At 73.0% G+C, this 16,434-nt stretch carries 14 protein-coding genes; 7 read left to right on the top strand and 7 right to left on the bottom strand.

The features are described from left to right. Nucleotides 1–5 precede the first annotated feature (5 nt). The 3 genes from CHF16_RS09295 to CHF16_RS09285 are packed head-to-tail and all read right to left on the bottom strand — an operon-like array spanning nucleotide 6 to nucleotide 3,976. On the bottom strand, nucleotides 6–1,139 hold the full coding sequence (locus CHF16_RS09295) for a response regulator receiver protein (RefSeq protein ID WP_089325519.1): 1,134 nt from the start codon (nucleotides 1,137–1,139) through the stop codon (nucleotides 6–8). Then, on the bottom strand, nucleotides 1,136–3,490 hold the full coding sequence (locus tag CHF16_RS09290; RefSeq protein ID WP_089325518.1) for a protein kinase domain-containing protein: 2,355 nt from the start codon (nucleotides 3,488–3,490) through the stop codon (nucleotides 1,136–1,138). Before CHF16_RS09290 ends, CHF16_RS09295 begins: the two co-directional genes overlap by 4 nt. Nucleotides 3,491–3,502: 12 nt before the next feature. Beyond that, nucleotides 3,503–3,976 (bottom strand): DUF4282 domain-containing protein, encoded by a 474-nt coding sequence (locus CHF16_RS09285; protein WP_089325517.1) that lies wholly within the window; start codon nucleotides 3,974–3,976, stop codon nucleotides 3,503–3,505. 178 nt (nucleotides 3,977–4,154) lie between these two features. On the opposite strand from CHF16_RS09285, the gene CHF16_RS09280 reads away from it, so the two are divergent. Then, the gene (locus CHF16_RS09280; RefSeq protein ID WP_245868306.1) at nucleotides 4,155–4,775 is read left to right on the top strand and encodes a prepilin peptidase; all 621 of its coding nucleotides are present in this window, start codon (nucleotides 4,155–4,157) and stop codon (nucleotides 4,773–4,775) included. Between the two features lie 6 nt (nucleotides 4,776–4,781). Here the strand turns inward: CHF16_RS09280 and CHF16_RS09275 are convergent, their stop codons facing one another. Next, nucleotides 4,782–6,119, bottom strand: a complete 1,338-nt coding sequence (locus CHF16_RS09275; protein WP_143227930.1) for an LCP family protein — start codon at nucleotides 6,117–6,119, stop codon at nucleotides 4,782–4,784. Between the two features lie 859 nt (nucleotides 6,120–6,978). On the opposite strand from CHF16_RS09275, the gene CHF16_RS39370 reads away from it, so the two are divergent. Beyond that, nucleotides 6,979–7,836, top strand: coding sequence for a serine/threonine-protein kinase (locus CHF16_RS39370; protein ID WP_179271450.1), 858 nt, complete (start codon nucleotides 6,979–6,981; stop codon nucleotides 7,834–7,836). A 12-nt stretch (nucleotides 7,837–7,848) separates the two neighbouring features. On the opposite strand, the gene CHF16_RS09265 is transcribed toward CHF16_RS39370, so the two are convergent. From CHF16_RS09265 to CHF16_RS09255, 3 genes are read right to left on the bottom strand one after another with little or no spacing between them, the layout of a single operon-like run. Beyond that, nucleotides 7,849–9,456: an OmpA family protein gene (locus CHF16_RS09265; protein WP_089325515.1), complete on the bottom strand. Its 1,608-nt coding sequence runs from the start codon at nucleotides 9,454–9,456 to the stop codon at nucleotides 7,849–7,851. Between the two features lie 50 nt (nucleotides 9,457–9,506). Next, the gene (locus tag CHF16_RS09260; RefSeq protein ID WP_143227928.1) at nucleotides 9,507–10,088 is read right to left on the bottom strand and encodes an OmpA family protein; all 582 of its coding nucleotides are present in this window, start codon (nucleotides 10,086–10,088) and stop codon (nucleotides 9,507–9,509) included. Nucleotides 10,089–10,093: 5 nt separating this feature from the next. Beyond that, nucleotides 10,094–10,666 (bottom strand): hypothetical protein, encoded by a 573-nt coding sequence (locus CHF16_RS09255; protein ID WP_089325513.1) that lies wholly within the window; start codon nucleotides 10,664–10,666, stop codon nucleotides 10,094–10,096. 103 nt (nucleotides 10,667–10,769) lie between these two features. Here CHF16_RS09255 and CHF16_RS09250 point away from each other — a divergent pair, with 103 nt between their 5' ends. The 5 genes from CHF16_RS09250 to CHF16_RS09230 all read left to right on the top strand — a co-directional run bounded on the left by CHF16_RS09250 (nucleotide 10,770) and on the right by CHF16_RS09230 (nucleotide 16,411). Then, the gene (locus CHF16_RS09250) at nucleotides 10,770–11,405 is read left to right on the top strand and encodes a DNA-binding protein (protein ID WP_218826599.1); all 636 of its coding nucleotides are present in this window, start codon (nucleotides 10,770–10,772) and stop codon (nucleotides 11,403–11,405) included. Between the two features lie 351 nt (nucleotides 11,406–11,756). After that, nucleotides 11,757–12,587, top strand: a complete 831-nt coding sequence (locus tag CHF16_RS09245; protein ID WP_089325511.1) for a hypothetical protein — start codon at nucleotides 11,757–11,759, stop codon at nucleotides 12,585–12,587. Nucleotides 12,588–12,598: 11 nt separating this feature from the next. Beyond that, a complete protein-coding gene (locus CHF16_RS09240) occupies nucleotides 12,599–14,602 on the top strand; it encodes a fumarate reductase/succinate dehydrogenase flavoprotein subunit (RefSeq protein WP_089325510.1) in 2,004 nt (667 codons plus the stop codon). Continuing rightward, nucleotides 14,599–15,369 carry a succinate dehydrogenase/fumarate reductase iron-sulfur subunit gene (locus CHF16_RS09235; protein WP_089325509.1) on the top strand — a complete coding sequence of 257 codons (771 nt, stop codon included), beginning with the start codon at nucleotides 14,599–14,601 and terminating at the stop codon, nucleotides 15,367–15,369. Before CHF16_RS09240 ends, CHF16_RS09235 begins: the two co-directional genes overlap by 4 nt. A 343-nt stretch (nucleotides 15,370–15,712) precedes the next feature. Next, nucleotides 15,713–16,411, top strand: coding sequence for a Crp/Fnr family transcriptional regulator (locus CHF16_RS09230; RefSeq protein WP_089325508.1), 699 nt, complete (start codon nucleotides 15,713–15,715; stop codon nucleotides 16,409–16,411). Nucleotides 16,412–16,434 lie beyond the last annotated feature (23 nt).

Below are 16,434 nucleotides of genomic sequence, written 5' to 3'. Positions count from 1 at the left end.
GCATCTCAGTTATGACGCTCGCGGTGGCGCTCGCGTTGCCCGGCTCGCCCCCCAGTCTGCCGTGGCCGCGCCGTCACCGGCAGCTCACGGACCCCCGGGTCCAGCCGCCACCCGACCTGCGAGCGGATCCCCGCCTCCGCCAGCCGGGCCCGCGCGGCCTCGAACGCCGCGCACCACTCCTCCTCGCGCTCGACGTCCACCCGCCGATCGTCCTCGCTCTCGGCGGGCCGCTCGCGCACCATCGACGCGCGGACGTGCGCGGCGTCCTCGACCCGCATCCGGACGCTGTGGTCGGGCCAGGCGCCCTTCGTCAGCGTCACGGTGCCGTCCTCGGCGGTCAGCGTCTCGAACCCGGCGTGGACCTCGTACCCCATGTCCTCGAACGCGGCGGTGATCGAGTCGAGGACGTACCGGCGCTCCGCCTCGGCCTGCGCGGCGGCGTCCCGCTCGGCGGCCAGCCGCCGCTCCTCGGCCCGCAGCTCCTCCGTGCGGCGGTTGGCGGCCTGGATCCGCAGCCGGACCTCCTGCAGGACGCCCTCGGCCTCCTCGGCCGTCCCGGCCCCGGCGAGCAGCGCCGCCGCCTCCGCCACGGCCCGCCGCTCGGCGTCCGCGGCGTCCGGCAGCAGCCGCGCCATGATCCGTTCGAGGTTCCGCCGGACGTCCTCGCCGGTGGCGGGCGGCGGCGGCGCGCCGCCCGCGGCGTCGGTCGCCAGGCCCTCGGCGGGGGCGGCGAAGATCTGGGTGCTGACCTGCGCGGCGAGATGCTCCGACAGGCGCCGCTCGGCCTCGTCCAGCGCCCGGTCGGCGGCCGCGCACCAGGCGGTGAGCTCCGCGGCGCCCTGGTGCTCGTCCGGCGCGAGCCGGTCGGGCAGCGGCACGTCGGCGCCGAGCTTCGCGCGGGTCTCGGCGAGCGCGGCGATGCGCGCGTTGCGCTCCACGACCTCGCGCAGCGCGCGCTCCAGCGACTCGACCTCGGCGAGCGCCGCCGCCCGCGCCTCGGCCCGCCCGGCGGCCAGCGCGGCGAGCGCCTCCGCGCCCCGCCCGGCCAGCCCGGCGCCGCGCCCGAGCACCCGGTTCATGCCGAGGCTGAGGACGACGGCCGCGTCCAGCGCGATGTCCGCGTCGATCCCGCTGCTCACGAAGCTCCTCCTGGGATGGTGCGTGCCTGCCGCCAGCGGTGCAGCCGGCCCCCCGCCGCCACGGCGTGCGCGGCGGGGACGGCGATGAGGACCATGAGCCACAGCAGGCTCGCGACGGACGTCAGCGCCGCGAGCAGGAGCAGCAGGAGGAGCAGCGGGACCGTCGTCGCGAGGAGCACGAGGCCGCAGCCGCGCCGCCCGGTCCGCCGGGCCGCGCCGGACATCGTCTGCTGCGCCTTCGACAGCCCGCGTCCGCTCGCCCCCAGGACGCCCGACACCATCGCCCACGGACCGTGGGGGAGGTAGTCGCCGCCCTGCGCGCGCGCCAGGAGCACCTCGCTGCCGCAGTGCACCGCCCACGCGAGTACCGACACGACGGCCAGCGCGCCGAAAGAGAAGCCCGAAGATGAGCCGTGCAGGCCGACGGACGTGGTGCCCTCCTCGGAACCCCCGGAGAGCGAACCGACCACCCAGCTGCCCGCCAGCCAGAACAGCAGTATCGGCAGCGTCCACAGGACGGCCTTGGCCACGGCCGCGTTACGGCCCGCGAGACGCCGCCGTTCACGCTCCGCCCACTGCGCCTTTAGCGCCTCGTGCCGCTGCTCGGCGGTGTACCGGTCGCGCGTCCGGGACTCGCTCTCCGCGACGGCCTCGGGGGCGGCGCGCGCCACCGCGAGGAGCCGCAGCGGGTCGTCGCCGGCGCCGTCCGCCATCCAGGTGAACCACGGCGCCGGATCGGTCACCGCCGCCCGCGCCCGCGCCGCGCCCTCCGCGATCAGCCGGTGCGCGTCCGCCGGGCGCGCCGCCAGCGCCAGCAGCGTCAGCAGCACGGCGGGCGGCTCCTCCGCCTCGGCGTCCGGCAGCCGCCGCGCGGCCCCCGCGGGCGTGGTCTCCTGCTCCCGCAGCCATCGGGCCAGGTCGTTCCACGCCGCGACATGGACCCGCCACTGCTCGTCCACGCGGGCCAGCTCCGCGGCGCCCTCGAAACCGGCGAGCACCGGGAGCAGGCGGTGCTCCCACAGCGCCCGGCCGATGAGGCAGGCGGTGCGGTGGTCGCGGTGGCGGGGGTCGCCGGCCAGCGCGGCGAGGCCCGGCAGATCGGCGGCGGTCACCCGGCGGCCGAGGAAGTGCGGAGGGAGCGCCGGATCCAGCCACCGCACCAGATGCAGCAGCTTCACGTCCGGCGGCAGGCCCGTCGTGAGGTAGCCGTCGACCAGGTCGATGCGGCTGTCGTCCGGCGCGTCCGCGAGCCATTCGCGCAGGCTCCGCCATGCCTCGCCCGACTCGCCGCGCCCGAAGAAGTACTGCGCGGCGTGATCCCAGTTCTCGACGAGCGCGCGCGCCAGCTCGTCACGGCGGGTGTAGCGGCGGCCCTTGAAGGGGAGGCCGTCGCCCGGTTCTGGCTGCGCGCTCTCCTCGGCGCGCGGCGAGCCCCCGTCCAGCCACTCCTGGACCTGCTCGCCCGCCCACCTCTTGCGCGGGTCCCGGACCAGCAGCCCGCGGCACAGCAGGCGCAGTCTCGGGTCGGGGACGTCGTCGGCGCTGACCGGACGCGTCGCCAGATGGTCGACCACCACGGTCTCGCTCAGCCCCTGGAACGGCGCCCGCCCGGTCGCCAGCTCCTTGACGATCATGCCGAGCGACCACCAGTCGCGAGCCGGGGACACCTGCCCCGACAGCGACTCCGGGGCCGCGTACGCCAGCGTCCGCGACGACGACGCGAACACCACGCTCTGGTCGAGGACCCTGCTCAGCCCGAAGTCGGCGATCGCGACCCGCAGCGGCTCGGTCCCCAGCACGAGGACGTTCTCCGGCTTGAGGTCGCGGTGCACGATCCCGGCCTGGTGCAGCGCCGCCAGGCCCGCCGCGAGCTGCGCCGCGACCTGCCCGGCCGCGTCCACCGGCAGCGGCCCCGCCTGCATCAGCGCCCGCAGGTTGCCGTCCGGGACGTACGGGGTGATCTCGTAGTCGCGCCCGTCCGCGTGCCCGGTCTCCAGGATCCGCAGGACGTGCGGCGAGTCGAGCGCGGGCAGCTTCGCCCACACGTCCCGGTCGGCGCGGTAGCCGCGGCGGAAGATCTTCACCACGTACCGGTCGCCCGCGTCGTCCCGGACGAGGAGCAGATCGGACTCGGCGCCCTGCACGGGCAGCTCCGCCACCGTCGCGTACCGCTCGGCGAGCACCGCCGGCAGCCGCATCAGCGACTCGCCGGCCGCCGCCCCGTCCCGCCGCGTCTCGCCCGGCGGCCGCGGGCCGGGCACCCGTGCGTCGTCGCGCCGCGTCGCCCCGGCGTCCCGCCGCGTCTCACCCGGCGCCCCGCCGCCGGGGCCCGCCCCGTCGAACTCGCCCACCAGCCGTCCCGTCTAGCTCTTGTCCTTGATGACCCGCAGATACTCGGCCTGCTTGAACCGGACCACCACCGCCTCCATGACGATCCGGACGAACAGCATCTGGAAGAACCAGATCAGCGGCGTGGCGATGATCAGCAGGACGGCGACGGCCCAGTAGAAGTCCAGCGAGATGATCCAGATCGCGAACCCCACGATGGCGAGGCATTCCAGGCTGACCATCACCATGGACAGGGCGTAGAACAGCTTGAGCAGTCTCGGGGTCACCAGCGAGTCGAAGTTGGCGTCCAAGAGTGCGCCGAGCAGGCTCTTGTCGGTCCGCTCGGGCGGGGTCCACGGCTGCTGGGCCGCTCCGGGGCCGCCCGGTGCCGGCTGGCGCGGGCCGGGGACGGGCGGCTGCTGTGGACCGGGCGGGGGACCGTACGGTCCCCCCGGCGGGCCGGGGGCCTGCGAGCGCGGTGGGTGACCGGGGTCCGAAGGATTCGTCATTCGCCGTCGTCTCCAGTGTGGGGCCTACACACAGACTCTAGAGCCTGAGGCGGCCCCCCGCCCGGGACGGAAGGCACGGCTCACCGCGCGTCCATTGTCCGGACACCGAAGCCCGTGGCGGCCCGGCCGCGTTATCGTGCCCGGGGCTCCCGATGAGCGCCGGAACGGGCGAGGTGCGATGGTCGCGTTGGTGTTGCTTCCGGTCGGTCTCGCCGCCGGCCTCCTCTCCGCCCCGCTGGCGGTGCCGTTCACCGGCCCCGTCGACCGGACGCGGCGGGCGGCGCTCGGTGCCGCCACCGCGTGCGCCTTCGGCGTCATCGGATGGCGGGTCGGAGCCGAGCCCGTCCTCGGCGCGCTGCTCTACCTCGCGGCGGTCGGCGCGCTGCTGGCGTTCATCGACATCAGGGAGAAGCGGCTGCCGGACCGCTTCACCCTCCCGTCCTACGGCATCGCGGCCGGGCTCCTGGCGGTCGCCGCCCCGTTCACCGACGACGGCCTGCGGCACTTCACGCACGCGCTCATCGGCATGGCGGCGCTGTTCGCGCTGTTCGCCGTGCAGGCGCTCGCCGTCCCGTCCGGCATCGGGCTCGGGGACGTCAAGCTGTCCGGCGTGCTCGGGCTCTGCCTCGGCTGGTTCGGCGGGCGCGCCTGGTTGACCGGCCTGCTGGTGATGTACCTGATCGGCGGCGTCATCGCCGTCGGCGTGCTGATCGTCCGCCGGACGCGCAAGGGCGAGTTCCCGTTCGGCCCGGCGATGCTCGCCGGGACCCTCGCGGCGGTACTGGCGGCCACCGGATGAGCCCGGTCACGCGCAGGGGTTCTTCCGGCCGGCCTTGACCCCTCCTCCGATCTTGTTGATGGCGGGCGGGGTGAAGCGGGCCCCGGACTTGCCGAGGACGAGGCGGACACCGCCCGCGGGCGCGCCGCCGTCGGCGGTGAGGACCGCGTCGGGGAGCGCGCGGGCGAGCACGGACGCCTGCGCTTCGGCGGACGGGGCGTAGACGAGGCGGGTGTCACCGGCCGCGGACGCCCGCCCGACCGTCTTCGCGACCTTGAAACCGCGCTCGCGGAGTTGCCGGACCGCGTTGTCGACCGCTTTCTTCGGGGCGCCCGCGGCCACGACCGTGACGTTGACCTGGCCCGGGGCGGGCAGGGCCTGCTGCGAGGGAGCGGGCGCGGGCGGCTCCGCGGGCAGGTCGTCGTCGCGGCGGACCGCCTCGAACAGCGCCTTGGCCCGCTCCCGGTTCCACTGCACGCGGTTCGGGTCCGGGGCGTAGCGCTCGACGGGCACGGTGACGAACCGCACCTGCCCGGCGTCCATCCCCTTCAACCCGTCCGCGATCTTCTTCATGGTCGCGAGGTTCAGGTCGTCGTCGGTCGTCATCGACTTGGTCGCGGCCTTGAGGAACTTGTAGGTCTTGGCCGGGTCGGTGAGCATCGACCCGCTGGTGGCCTTGTCGACCACGGCGGCCATGAACTTCTGCTGCCGCTGGATGCGCTCCAGGTCGGAGCCGTTGCCGAGCGAGTAGCGGGCCCGCACGTAGCCGAGCGCCTGCGTCCCCTTCACCGTCTGCTTCCCGGCCTTCAGGTACAGCTGGGCCCGCGGGTCGTTGACGGGCCGGTCGACGCAGATCTCGACGCCGCCGAGCGCGTCCACCATCCGCTTGAACCCGGAGAAGTCGATCTGGACGAAGTGGTCGATGTGGATGCCGGTGAGGCCCTCCAGCGTCTTCCACGTGCAGGTCGGCCCGCCGAACGCGAACGCCGAGTTCAGCATGCCGAACTGCGCCGGGACGGTGCCGCCGCCCTCCTTCTCGCACTTGGGCATCTTCACCATCGAGTCGCGGGGGAAGCTGATGCCGACCGCCTGGTCGCGGTTGGGCGACAGGTGCAACAGGATCGTGGTGTCCGACCGCGCGCCGGTCACACCGTCCGCGTACTCGGAGTTCTCGCCCGCCCGCGTGTCGGACCCGAGCAGCAGGATGTTGAGCGACTTGTTCAGCTTCTTCGGACGGTCCGGCCCGAGGCGCCCGCCGACATGCTTCTGATCGATGCCGCCGACGATGTCGTGGTACAGCCACGCCGCCCCGCCGCCGCCGACAAGCACCACGGCCAGCATCCCCACCGCCGTCCACCGCAGCACCCGCCGCCGCCGCGACCGCCGCGGCTTACCCCCCTTCGCCGACCCGCCATCCGAGTCGGCGCCGCCTGAACCCGAGTCACCTGAACCCGAGTCACCTGAACCCGAGTCACCCGCGCCCGAGCCACCTGCGCCGGCGTCACGCGCGCCCGTCTCACCCGCGTCCGTCTCACCCGGGGCCGCGTCGCCTGGGGCCGCGCTCTCGGCCTCCTTCGCGCCCTCGGATGCCACGTCGGCGCCTTCGGCGTCTTCCGCTCCCGCACTCGTGGACGCCCCGGCCGTGGCTCGCGAGTCGGCACGGTCTGCGTCGGCGTCCTGCGGGTTGTCGGCTTCCGCGTCGTCACCTTGCGGGCCTGGGGCGTCCGTGGCCGCGGGCTCCGCGCTGGGGGCTGCTTTGGCCTTTCCGCCCGTGTCCGTGCGCTCGGTTGCGGCGTTGTCCACATCCCCGGGTTCCGCGTCGTCGCCCGGTGTGTCCTCGACGGTCGTGCTCGTGGGCGCCTGGGTGGCGGGGGGTGCGTCAGGGCGCTCGGGGCCCGTTGCTTCCGGGGCGGCCTGGTCGGTGGCCGCGGGGGTGGCGGCTGGTCGGGGAGTCGGCCGGGGTTGCTCCGTGGCGGTCTCTCCGGTCGAGGCCGTGGTGTTGCTCTGGGCGGCGGTGTCCCCCGCGAGATCCTCGCGGCCGGGCTCGTTGTCGCTCATTTGTCCAGTTTCGGGCGGGCCCTGTCCGGGGCGCGTGGTCTGCGGAGATCGTCAGTCTATGGAGGGCGCGGGGAAGAGTGGGGCTTTCATGTTCGATGCGCGGCCCGCCGTTCCGGTTGACGGCGCCCTGCCGATCGGGGGTGGTGGATTCCGTACGATCTGTCCCGTGGACGGAGCGTGGGTGATCGGTGGCCGGTTCACCATGCTCGACCGGATCGGGGCGGGCGGGACGAGCCGGGTGTGGCGTGCCTACGACCACGCGGAGGGGCGCTACTGCGCCGCGAAGCTCATCCGGGCGCAGGGGCGGACGATGCTGCTGCGGGCGATCCGGGAGCAGGCGCTGCGGCTGGCGCATCCGCACGTGGTGACCCCCTACGCGTCGTGCATGGCGGGCGAGGACGTGCTGCTGGCGATGGACCTGATGACCGGCGGGTCCGTGGAGACGCTGCTCGGCGACTACGGGCGGCTGCCGCCGGACTACGCCGCCGAGATCCTGGACCAGGTGCTGTCCGCGCTGAGCCGCATCCACCGGGCCGGGATCGTGCACCGCGACGTGAAGCCGGCGAACCTGCTGCTGGAGCCGAGTGCGGTCGGCGCGCCGCACGTCCGGCTCGCCGACTTCGGGATCGCGCTCGGGGACGACGGGCTCCGGTTCACCACGACCGGGTTCGTCGTCGGCACGCCCGGCTACCTGGCACCCGAGGCGCTCGACTGGAACCGGCCGGCGCCGCGTCAGGACCTGTACGCCGCCGGGATGGTCGGCTGGCGGATGCTCACCGGGGCGGGCGACCCGGAGCCGCACCAGCGGATCGGCGCGCGGCCCGACGGGGTGCCGCCGATGCTGTGGACGGTGCTGTCCCATCTGTGCGACCCCGATCCCGCGCGGCGCTTCGCCGACGCCGACGCGGCGCGGCGGGCGCTCGGCTCGTGCCGGGGGGAGCTGCGGTTCCCCGCCCGGACCTTGGACGGTGAACCGCTGCAGATCTTCGATCAGCTGGGCGAGCCTCCTCCCCTCGGCCGGTAGGGATCCGCGGGCTCACTCGACGGGGATGTCGGGGATCTTGCCGAAGGCGCCCGCGTCGAAGGTGACGGCCTTGACGGACGGTGGGGGAGCCGGGACGTAGAAGAAGCCGCGGTTCGCCGTGCCCTGCTCGGTCCTGAAGATGGCCCAGCCCGGGTCGACGAAGCGCAGGTTCACCCGGGTCTTGTCGGTGGGGCCCATGCGGACGCCGCGGTAGGCGGTACCGGTGGCCGGGTCGATGACGGAGAACGCGCCGAACCGGCCGTAGGAGCCGTCGCCGCCCATGTAGTCGTCGGTGGGGAGCAGGTCCTGCGGGCCCAGGTTCGTGATCTCGAAGACGGCGACGAGGTAGGCGCCGTCGCGGTAGAAGGGCTTGACGTCGATGCGCCGCTTCTGGCCGGCGATCCGGCCGATCTCGGCCGTGCGGCTGGCCACGGTCGCGCCGTCCGGATGGAACGGGGCGGGGGCGCCGGAGCCGGTGCCGGGTTTGTCCACCCGGGCGGTCGCGGTGGTCGAGGTCGTCTCGGTCGTCTGCTGCTTGATCTGGTACGAGACCTCGACCCGGCGGTTCTTCCGGCGGGCCTTCTCGTCGTCGGCGCCGCCCTCCCGCGCCACCGGCTCGGTCTCGCCCTTGCCCTGGGCCTTGTACTGGTAGGCGGTGCCGAGGCGGGCCCGTAGCTCCTCCAGGACGGCGTCGGCGCGGCGCTGCGACAGGGACATGTTGTAGTCGGGGCGGCCCTTGCCGTCGGTGTGCCCGGTGATGAGGATCGGCGGTTTGGCGGGGTCGGCCTTCGCCCTGGTCTCGTTCGCGACCTCGTCGAGGATGGCCTTCGCTCGGGTGGAGAGCGTCGCCTTGTCGAAGTCGAACAGCACATCGGTGTGCAACCCGATGGTCTGCTCGCTCCCGCTCGTGGCGGTGGACTGCACCTCGCCCTCGGTGAGGCCGTAGAGGTCCTCGCTCCGGCCGTAGGCGTCGCCGTTCCGCTCGCGCATCTTGAACGCCACCGTGGCGCCGGGCGCCGGAGGGGACCCGCCGTCCACGACGGGGGCGGTGGGGCCGCCGTCGCCCTTGCCCTCGACCACCGGGATGCCGGTGAACTCGCCGGCGGTGGTGGGAGTGATGACCGTGATGGTCCGCACCGATTCGGGGACGGGAGGGAAGACGACCAGCATCTCGTAGCGGACGCCGGGCCGGACGGAGGTGAAGCGGATGTCGCTGCCGACCGTGTTGCCCTGGCCGTCACGGTCGTAGAGGGGGCCGTACGCCTTGTGGCCGACCGGGTCGACGAGCCTGAAGTTCAGCTCGCCGAACGCCGTCCCGGCCGCCGAGGTCGCGAACGAGTACGACCTCGGTTCGCGCTCCGGGTTCGTCACGTATAACCGCAGCACCGAACGGTCGCGGTACCGCTCGACGGCCCGCACCTCGAGGCGCGAATGGCCGCCGCCCAGCGCGGACCAGGCGTCCTTGGCCGCGGGGCCGGAGTAGGGCCGCCGGGACTGGGCGGTTCCGCGCTCGGCGGTTCCGCGTTCGGCGGGGGATCCGCCGCCGCCGCCGTCGCACCCGGCGAGGAGGACCAGCGGAAGGGCCGTGAGGGCGGCGAGCGCCCCTTGGATGCCTGTCATCGGGATACCTCTTTCCTGCGTGACGGTTCGTGCGGGGCGGCGGGCGGGGCTCAGCCCTTCTCGTAGGTGATCTCGACGCGGCGGTTCTTCGCGCGGCCTGCGGGGTCGTCCTTGCCGCCCTGCTCGTTGGGGGCGACGGGCTTGGTCTCGCCGTAGCCCTTCGCCCGGATGCTCGGGCCGGTCTCGCCGAGGGCGCCCGTCAGGGCGGCCTTGACCGCGTCGGCCCGCCGCCGGGAGAGGGCGAGGTTGACGCCCTCGTCGCCGATGGAGTCGGTGTGGCCGGAGACCTGGACGGTGCCCTTGGCGCCGCGCAGCCGGGGTGCCAGTTCGGCGAGGCGGCGGCGGGCCGTGCCGGTGAGCGTGGCCTCGCCGAAGTCGAACAGGACGTCGGCGGAGATGCGGACGGTGACCTGCGCGCCGTCCGCGGACTCCTCCTCCAGGTCGATCACGGCCTTCGACAGGTCGATGTCGCGGACGGTGTTTCCGGTCCCGATGGACCGGACGCTCTTGGCGAGGTTGCCGTCGGGCACGCTGGGGCCGGCCCCCGCGGCGGCCGGGAGGGCGAGCGTCGTCGCGACGACGCCCGCGAGGACGCCCGTGGTGAGGACCGTGGTGAGGATCGTGCGGCGCATGCGGATCACCGCTCGACCGGGATGTTGCGGAACGTGGGCCAGTTCCCGATCTGCACGTCGATGGACTTCACGTTCTCCGGCGGTGCCGCGAAGGTGAAGTAGTGGGACGTGGGCTGGTCGTTCGTCATGTGCGTGAAGATGTCGTCGCTCTCCAGCTCCTGCCCGCCGGAGTCCTTCACGACGACGTAGCGCTTGAGGTTGACCGGGTCGATGAGCGAGGTGTCGAGGCCGCGGTCGCCGTTGAGCCCGTAGGCGTTGATGCGGCCGGCCGAGGCGCCGGGGACGTGCGGCGTGAACCGCACGGTCAGCGTGGCCAGCTTCCCCTTGGCCTTCAGCCTCATGATGGCGATGTCGACCTTGGCGCCCGCCGCTGCGGGGCTGTCGAAGGTGCCCTGCGTCACCGGCTTCGCGGTGTCGTCGAAGCCCGCCTCGCCCGCCGGCACCTCCGCGCCGGCGGCCGCCGGCGCCCCGGCGCCGGCCGATGCGGCGTCGCCGTCGTCATCGCCGCCGATCGCCGAGCATCCGGCCAGGAGCAGGACCGCGGTGGTGGCGACCACCAGGCGGTGGGTCATGCGCATGGGTCGATCCTCCGGTTCGTCGCATATGCAAATCAACACTTCCGTGGCAACATGGCACCCGAGGCCACGTCCCACTGTGCGGACGTGAATATAGCGTTTGCATTTGCGAATCGTCAAGGGGGTGGACGGCGTGAGCGTCGCCGAGGACACGGTCGCCCGGAACCGCGCGCTGCAGATCGAGTGGTACGGCGAGCCGCTCGGTGATCGCGTCCGGCCGCTGCTCGACCGGCTCGGGCTCTCGCAGTCGGGGCTCGCGGGCGTGCTCGGGCTGTCCGCGCCGATGCTCTCCCAGCTGATGTCCGCCCAGCGGGCCAAGATCAGCAACCCGGCCGTGCTGCACCGGCTGATGGCGGTGGAGGAGTTCATCGCCGACCCCGCGTTCGGCGAGCTGCCGCCCGCTGCGGTCAAGGCGCGGCTGGAGGAGATCCGGGGCGAGGCGGCGCCGACCACGTCCGGGCTCCGGGCGGCCGCCGGCGGCGACCGCGGGGAGCCCGCGAAGAGCACCCGCGAGGCGCGGCCCGAGGCCGCCGCCCGGGGGGCGGCGGAGCCGGCGCGGCTGGTGCAGGCCCTGCTGCGCGAGGTCGCGTCCGCCGCGGAGATCGACGCCGCCGCCGACCTCATCGCCGGCCGCTTCCCCGAACTCGCGGAGGTCCTGCGCGTCTACGGCACCGGGCGCACGAGCGAAGCGGAGGCGCACTTCGCCCGTACCGTGCTCGCGCGGGTGGTCGGCGACCGGTAGGTCATTCCCGGGCGCGCTCGTCTCGATTCCGCTGCGCCATAACGACTGGTTATGGAACGCGGGCCGTGCGGCGGGCCTCCCGCGGGGCTAAAGTCTGTGGTCAGGCTCACATGCGGGTCTCCCTGTTATGTATGTCACAGCCCGTCGAGTGTGGCGTAGGGTCGCTTCGCTGGAAGCGCACACGAGGCGTCACCGCCCGCATGCGGCACGGCCTCCGGCCGCCCGCCGGGGAGCCATGCCCGGTGGTCCGGGCGCGACGGCGCGAGGAGGCCGGCCGCGGGCGCGACGGCCGGACGGTGCGCGCGGACCGTGGTACGGGGACACGACGACCCGAGCTCAGGAGAGCGATCGATGAGCACTGTGGAGGCGCCCGTCAAGACGCGCGCCCAGATCAAGGAAAGAACGCTCCGCAAGGACAACTGGCGGCTCTATCCCGTCACGACCTTCGTGATCTTCACGGCCTGGGTGGTGTACGCGACGGTCCGGGCCTTCTGGGGCGCGGCGTTCTACGTGCCGGAGTTCCACTACCTGACGCCGTTCTACTCGCCCTGCCTGAACGAGATCTGCAACGGCGTGACGGTGGACGGGCACACCGGCGACGCGGCGGAGTTCGGCACGTTCCTGCCGGCGGGCACCCGCGGCTGGATCCCCTTCGCGGCCGTCTCGCTGCCGTTCCTGCTGCTGTTCCGGCTGACCTGCTACTACTACCGCAAGGCGTACTACCGGTCGTTCTGGGCGTCGCCGTCCGCGTGCGCCGTCCGCGAGCCGCACGGCAAGTACACCGGCGAGCGCCGCTTCCCGCTGATCGGCCAGAACCTGCACCGCTACTTCTGGCTCGCGGCCGTGCTGATCTCGCTCATCAACACCTACGACGCGATCCGCGCCTTCCACGGCAAGGACGGCGGCTTCGGCATCGGGCTCGGCACGCTCATCCTGGTGGCCAACGTCGTGCTGCTGTGGCTCTACACGCTGTCGTGCCACTCGTGCCGGCACATCGTCGGCGGGCGGCTGAAGAACTTCTCCAAGCACCCGTTCCGGTACCGGATGTGGGGCTGGGTTTCCAAGATCAATGAGCGGCACGGCATGTACGCGCTGATCACCCTGGGCTCGCTGGTGGTGGCGGACGCGTACATCGCGCTCGTCGCCGGCGGCGTGTTCGACGACCCGCGTATCTTCAACTGAGGCCAAGGGACATGACTGAGATCGAGAGGCACTCGTACGACGTCGTGGTGATCGGCGCCGGCGGCGCCGGGCTGCGCGCGGCGATCGAGGCGCGCCTCCAGGGCAAGAAGACCGCGATCATCTCCAAGTCGCTGTTCGGCAAGGCCCACACGGTGATGGCCGAGGGCGGCGCCGCCGCCGCGATGGGCAACGTCAACGCCAACGACAACTGGATGGTCCACTTCCGCGACACCATGCGCGGCGGCAAGTTCATGAACAGCTGGCGGATGGCGGAGCTGCACGCCAAGGAGGCCCCGGAGCGGATCTGGGAGCTGGAGCTGTGGGGCGCGCTGTTCGACCGCACCAAGGACGGCAAGATCAGCCAGCGCAACTTCGGCGGGCACGAGTACCCGCGGCTGGCGCACGTCGGCGACCGGACCGGCCTGGAGCTGATCCGCACCGCCCAGCAGAAGATCGTCGCCCTCCAGCAGGAGGACAAGGCCGAGTACGGCGACTACGAGGCCAAGCTCAAGGTGTGGGCCGAGACCACGGTCACCCGGCTGCTGAAGGACGCCGACGGCAAGATCTGCGGCGCGTTCGGCTACGTCCGCGAGACGGGCAAGTTCGTGGTGTTCGAGGCGCCCGCGGTGGTGCTGGCGACCGGCGGCATCGGCAAGGCGTTCAAGGTCACGTCCAACTCCTGGGAGTACACCGGGGACGGGCACGCGCTGGCGCTGCTCGCCGGCGGGACGCTGCTGAACATGGAGTTCGTGCAGTTCCACCCGACCGGGATGGTCTGGCCGCCCTCCGTCAAGGGCATCCTCGTGACCGAGTCGGTCCGCGGCGACCGCGGCGTCCTGCGCAACAGCGAGGGCAAGCGGTTCATGTTCGACTACATCCCGGAGGTCTTCAAGGACCAGTACGCCACCACCGAGGAGGAGGGCGACCGCTGGTACGACGACCCCGACAACAACAAGCGGCCCCCTGAGCTGCTGCCCCGCGACGAGGTCGCCCGCGCGATCAACTCCGAGGTCAAGGCGGGCCGGGGATCGCCGCACGGCGGCGTCTTCCTCACCGTCGTCGACCGGATGCCGGGCGGCGCCGCCGAGATCGTCAAGCGGCTGCCGTCGATGTACCACCAGTTCAAGGAGCTGGCGGACGTCGACATCACCAAGGAGCCGATGGAGGTCGGCCCGACCTGCCACTACGTCATGGGCGGTGTCGAGGTCGACCCCGACACCGGCGCGGCGAAGGTGCCCGGCCTGTTCGCGGCGGGCGAGGTGTCCGGCGGCATGCACGGCTCGAACCGGCTCGGCGGCAACTCGCTGTCGGACCTGCTGGTGTTCGGCCGCCGCGCCGGCCTCGGCGCGGCCGAGTACATCGACGCGCTGCCCGCGCGCCCCGCCGTCCCGGACGCGGAGGTCGAGGCGGCCACGGCGGAGGCGCTCGCCCCGTTCGAGCGCGAGGGCGGCGAGAACCCGTACGCCGTGCACGCCGAGCTGCAGCAGACGATGAACGAGCTCGTCGGCATCATCCGCAAGGAAGAGGAGCTGAAGCAGGCCATCGAGGCCCTCGGCAAGCTCCGCGAGCGGGTCGCGAACGTCAGCGTGGAGCCGGTCGCGGTCAACGACGGCCGCGGCTACCACCCGGGCTGGCACCTCGCGCTCGACCTGCGCAACATGCTGCTGGTGTCGGAGGCGGTCGCGAAGGCGGCGCTGGAGCGGCAGGAGAGCCGCGGCGGCCACACCCGCGACGACTACCCGCAGATGTCGGCGGAGTGGCGGAAGATCAACCTGGTCTGCTCGCTGGCCGGCGACCCGTCCGCCCCGCACGTCGAGCTGACCCGCCAGCCGCTCACGCCGATGCGCGAGGACCTGCTCGAGCTGTTCGACAACGACGAGCTGAAGAAGTACCTGACCGCCGAGGAGCTGCCGAAGGGGCTGGCCGAGGAGGTCGCGACGGAGCGGGCGGAGGCCGCCGCCGGGTCGGGCGCGACCGCCGCCGGCGCCGCGGAGGACGAGGAGGACGACCGATGAGCTACGAGGCCAAGTTCCGGGTCTGGCGCGGCGACGACGGCTCCGGCGAGCTCACCGACTACACGGTCGAGGTGAACGAGGGCGAGGTCGTCCTCGACATCATCCACCGGCTGCAGGCCACGCAGGCGCCCGACCTCGCCGTCCGGTGGAACTGCAAGGCGGGCAAGTGCGGCTCCTGCTCGGCCGAGATCAACGGCATGCCGAAGCTGCTGTGCATGACGCGGATGTCGACCTTCGACCCGGACGAGACGATCACCGTCACCCCGATCCGCACCTTCCCCGTCATCCGCGACCTGGTCACGGACGTCTCGTTCAACTACGAGAAGGCGCGGCAGATCCCCTCGTTCGATCCGGGCGACGCGAAGCCCGGCGAGCTGCGCATGCAGCAGGTGGACGTGGAGCGCTCGCAGGAGTTCCGCAAGTGCATCGAGTGCTTCCTGTGCCAGAACGTCTGCCACGTCATCCGCGACCATGAGGAGAACAAGGAGAGCTTCGCCGGCCCGCGCTTCCTGATGCGGATCGGGGAGCTGGAGATGCACCCGGCGGACCAGGCCGACCGGCGCAACATCGCGCAGGAGGACCACGGCCTCGGCTTCTGCAACATCACCAAGTGCTGCACCGAGGTCTGCCCCGAGCACATCAAGATCACCGACAACGCGCTGATCCCGATGAAGGAGCGGGTCGTCGGCCGCAGGTACGACCCGGTGGTGTGGCTCGGCAGCAAGCTCGGCATCGTGAAGAAGGGGCAGGACACCCCGTCCGCCTGAGCGAGGCCCGCGGACGCCCCGCGTCCGGTCTCTCGCGAACGTCCCCCGCCGCCCCGCGCGACGGGGGGCGTTCGCGTTTCCGCCGTCCCCCACCCTGGGTGCGGCGCTCTGGCATGCGGCGCTCCCGAGGTTCGGCGGGCGGCGTGCCCCCGGAACGCCGCCCGCCGTCCCGCCGTTCCCCGTGGACGCCGTGGACGCCGCTACGGCCCTCCGGTCGCGCACGCCGGAACCAACACTGGCGCACATCCGGCCACCGGAGTAGGGAATAGTGCACAGAGCGCGTGATTGAACCGTGATTCCCGCACGGGGGGCGGGCGCCGCCGGATCCCTTTAGCGTTGTGGCGTGACCCCTCTCGAACCGGGCTCGTTCCTCGCCGATCTCACCCCGGCGGAGCGCGCGGACCTGGAAGCGCGCGCCCGCGTCCGCGACTTCGAGCGGGGCGACACGCTCTTCTCCGAAGGGGAGCAGCCCGGCTGGGTCGCGGTCCTGCTGCGGGGCCGGGTGAAGGCGTTCTCCTACCGGGAGCAGGGCGGGGAGGCGCTGCTCGCGGTGCGCGGGCCGGGCGCGCTGCTCGGCGAGGTCGCCGCCATCGACGGGCTGCCGCGCTCGGCGTCGGTGGCCGCGCTGGAGCCGGTCCAGGCCCTCGCGATCGGCGCCGACGAGTTCATGGCGTTCCTGCAGGCGCACGGCCGCGTCTCGATCCTCATCATGCGGATGCTGTGCCAGCGGTGGCGCGACGCCGACCGCAAGCGCGTCGAGTTCGGGATGTTCGACGCGACCGGGCGGGTCGCGCAGCGGCTGGTCGAGCTGGCGGAGCGGTTCGGTGTCCCGTACGTCCCCCGTGGCGAGACCGGGACGGGCGGGGAGAGCGTGCGCATCACGCTGAACCTGTCGCAGGAGGAGCTGGCGGGTTGGGTCGGCGCGTCCCGCGAGGCGGTGAGCAAGGCGCTGCGCACGCTGCGCCGGCACGGCTGGATCGAGACGGGCCGGCGGCGGCTGATCGTCCACGACCTCCAGGCGCTCCGCCGCCACGCGCGGTAACCCGGGTCGCGGGGCCCGGACGC

It is taken from the genome of Actinomadura meyerae, assembly GCF_900188445.1.
Lineage (GTDB): Bacteria > Actinomycetota > Actinomycetes > Streptosporangiales > Streptosporangiaceae > Spirillospora > Spirillospora meyerae.
Note: the sequence above shows the minus strand (reverse complement) of the source record. Positions and strands in the feature narration are given on the sequence as shown.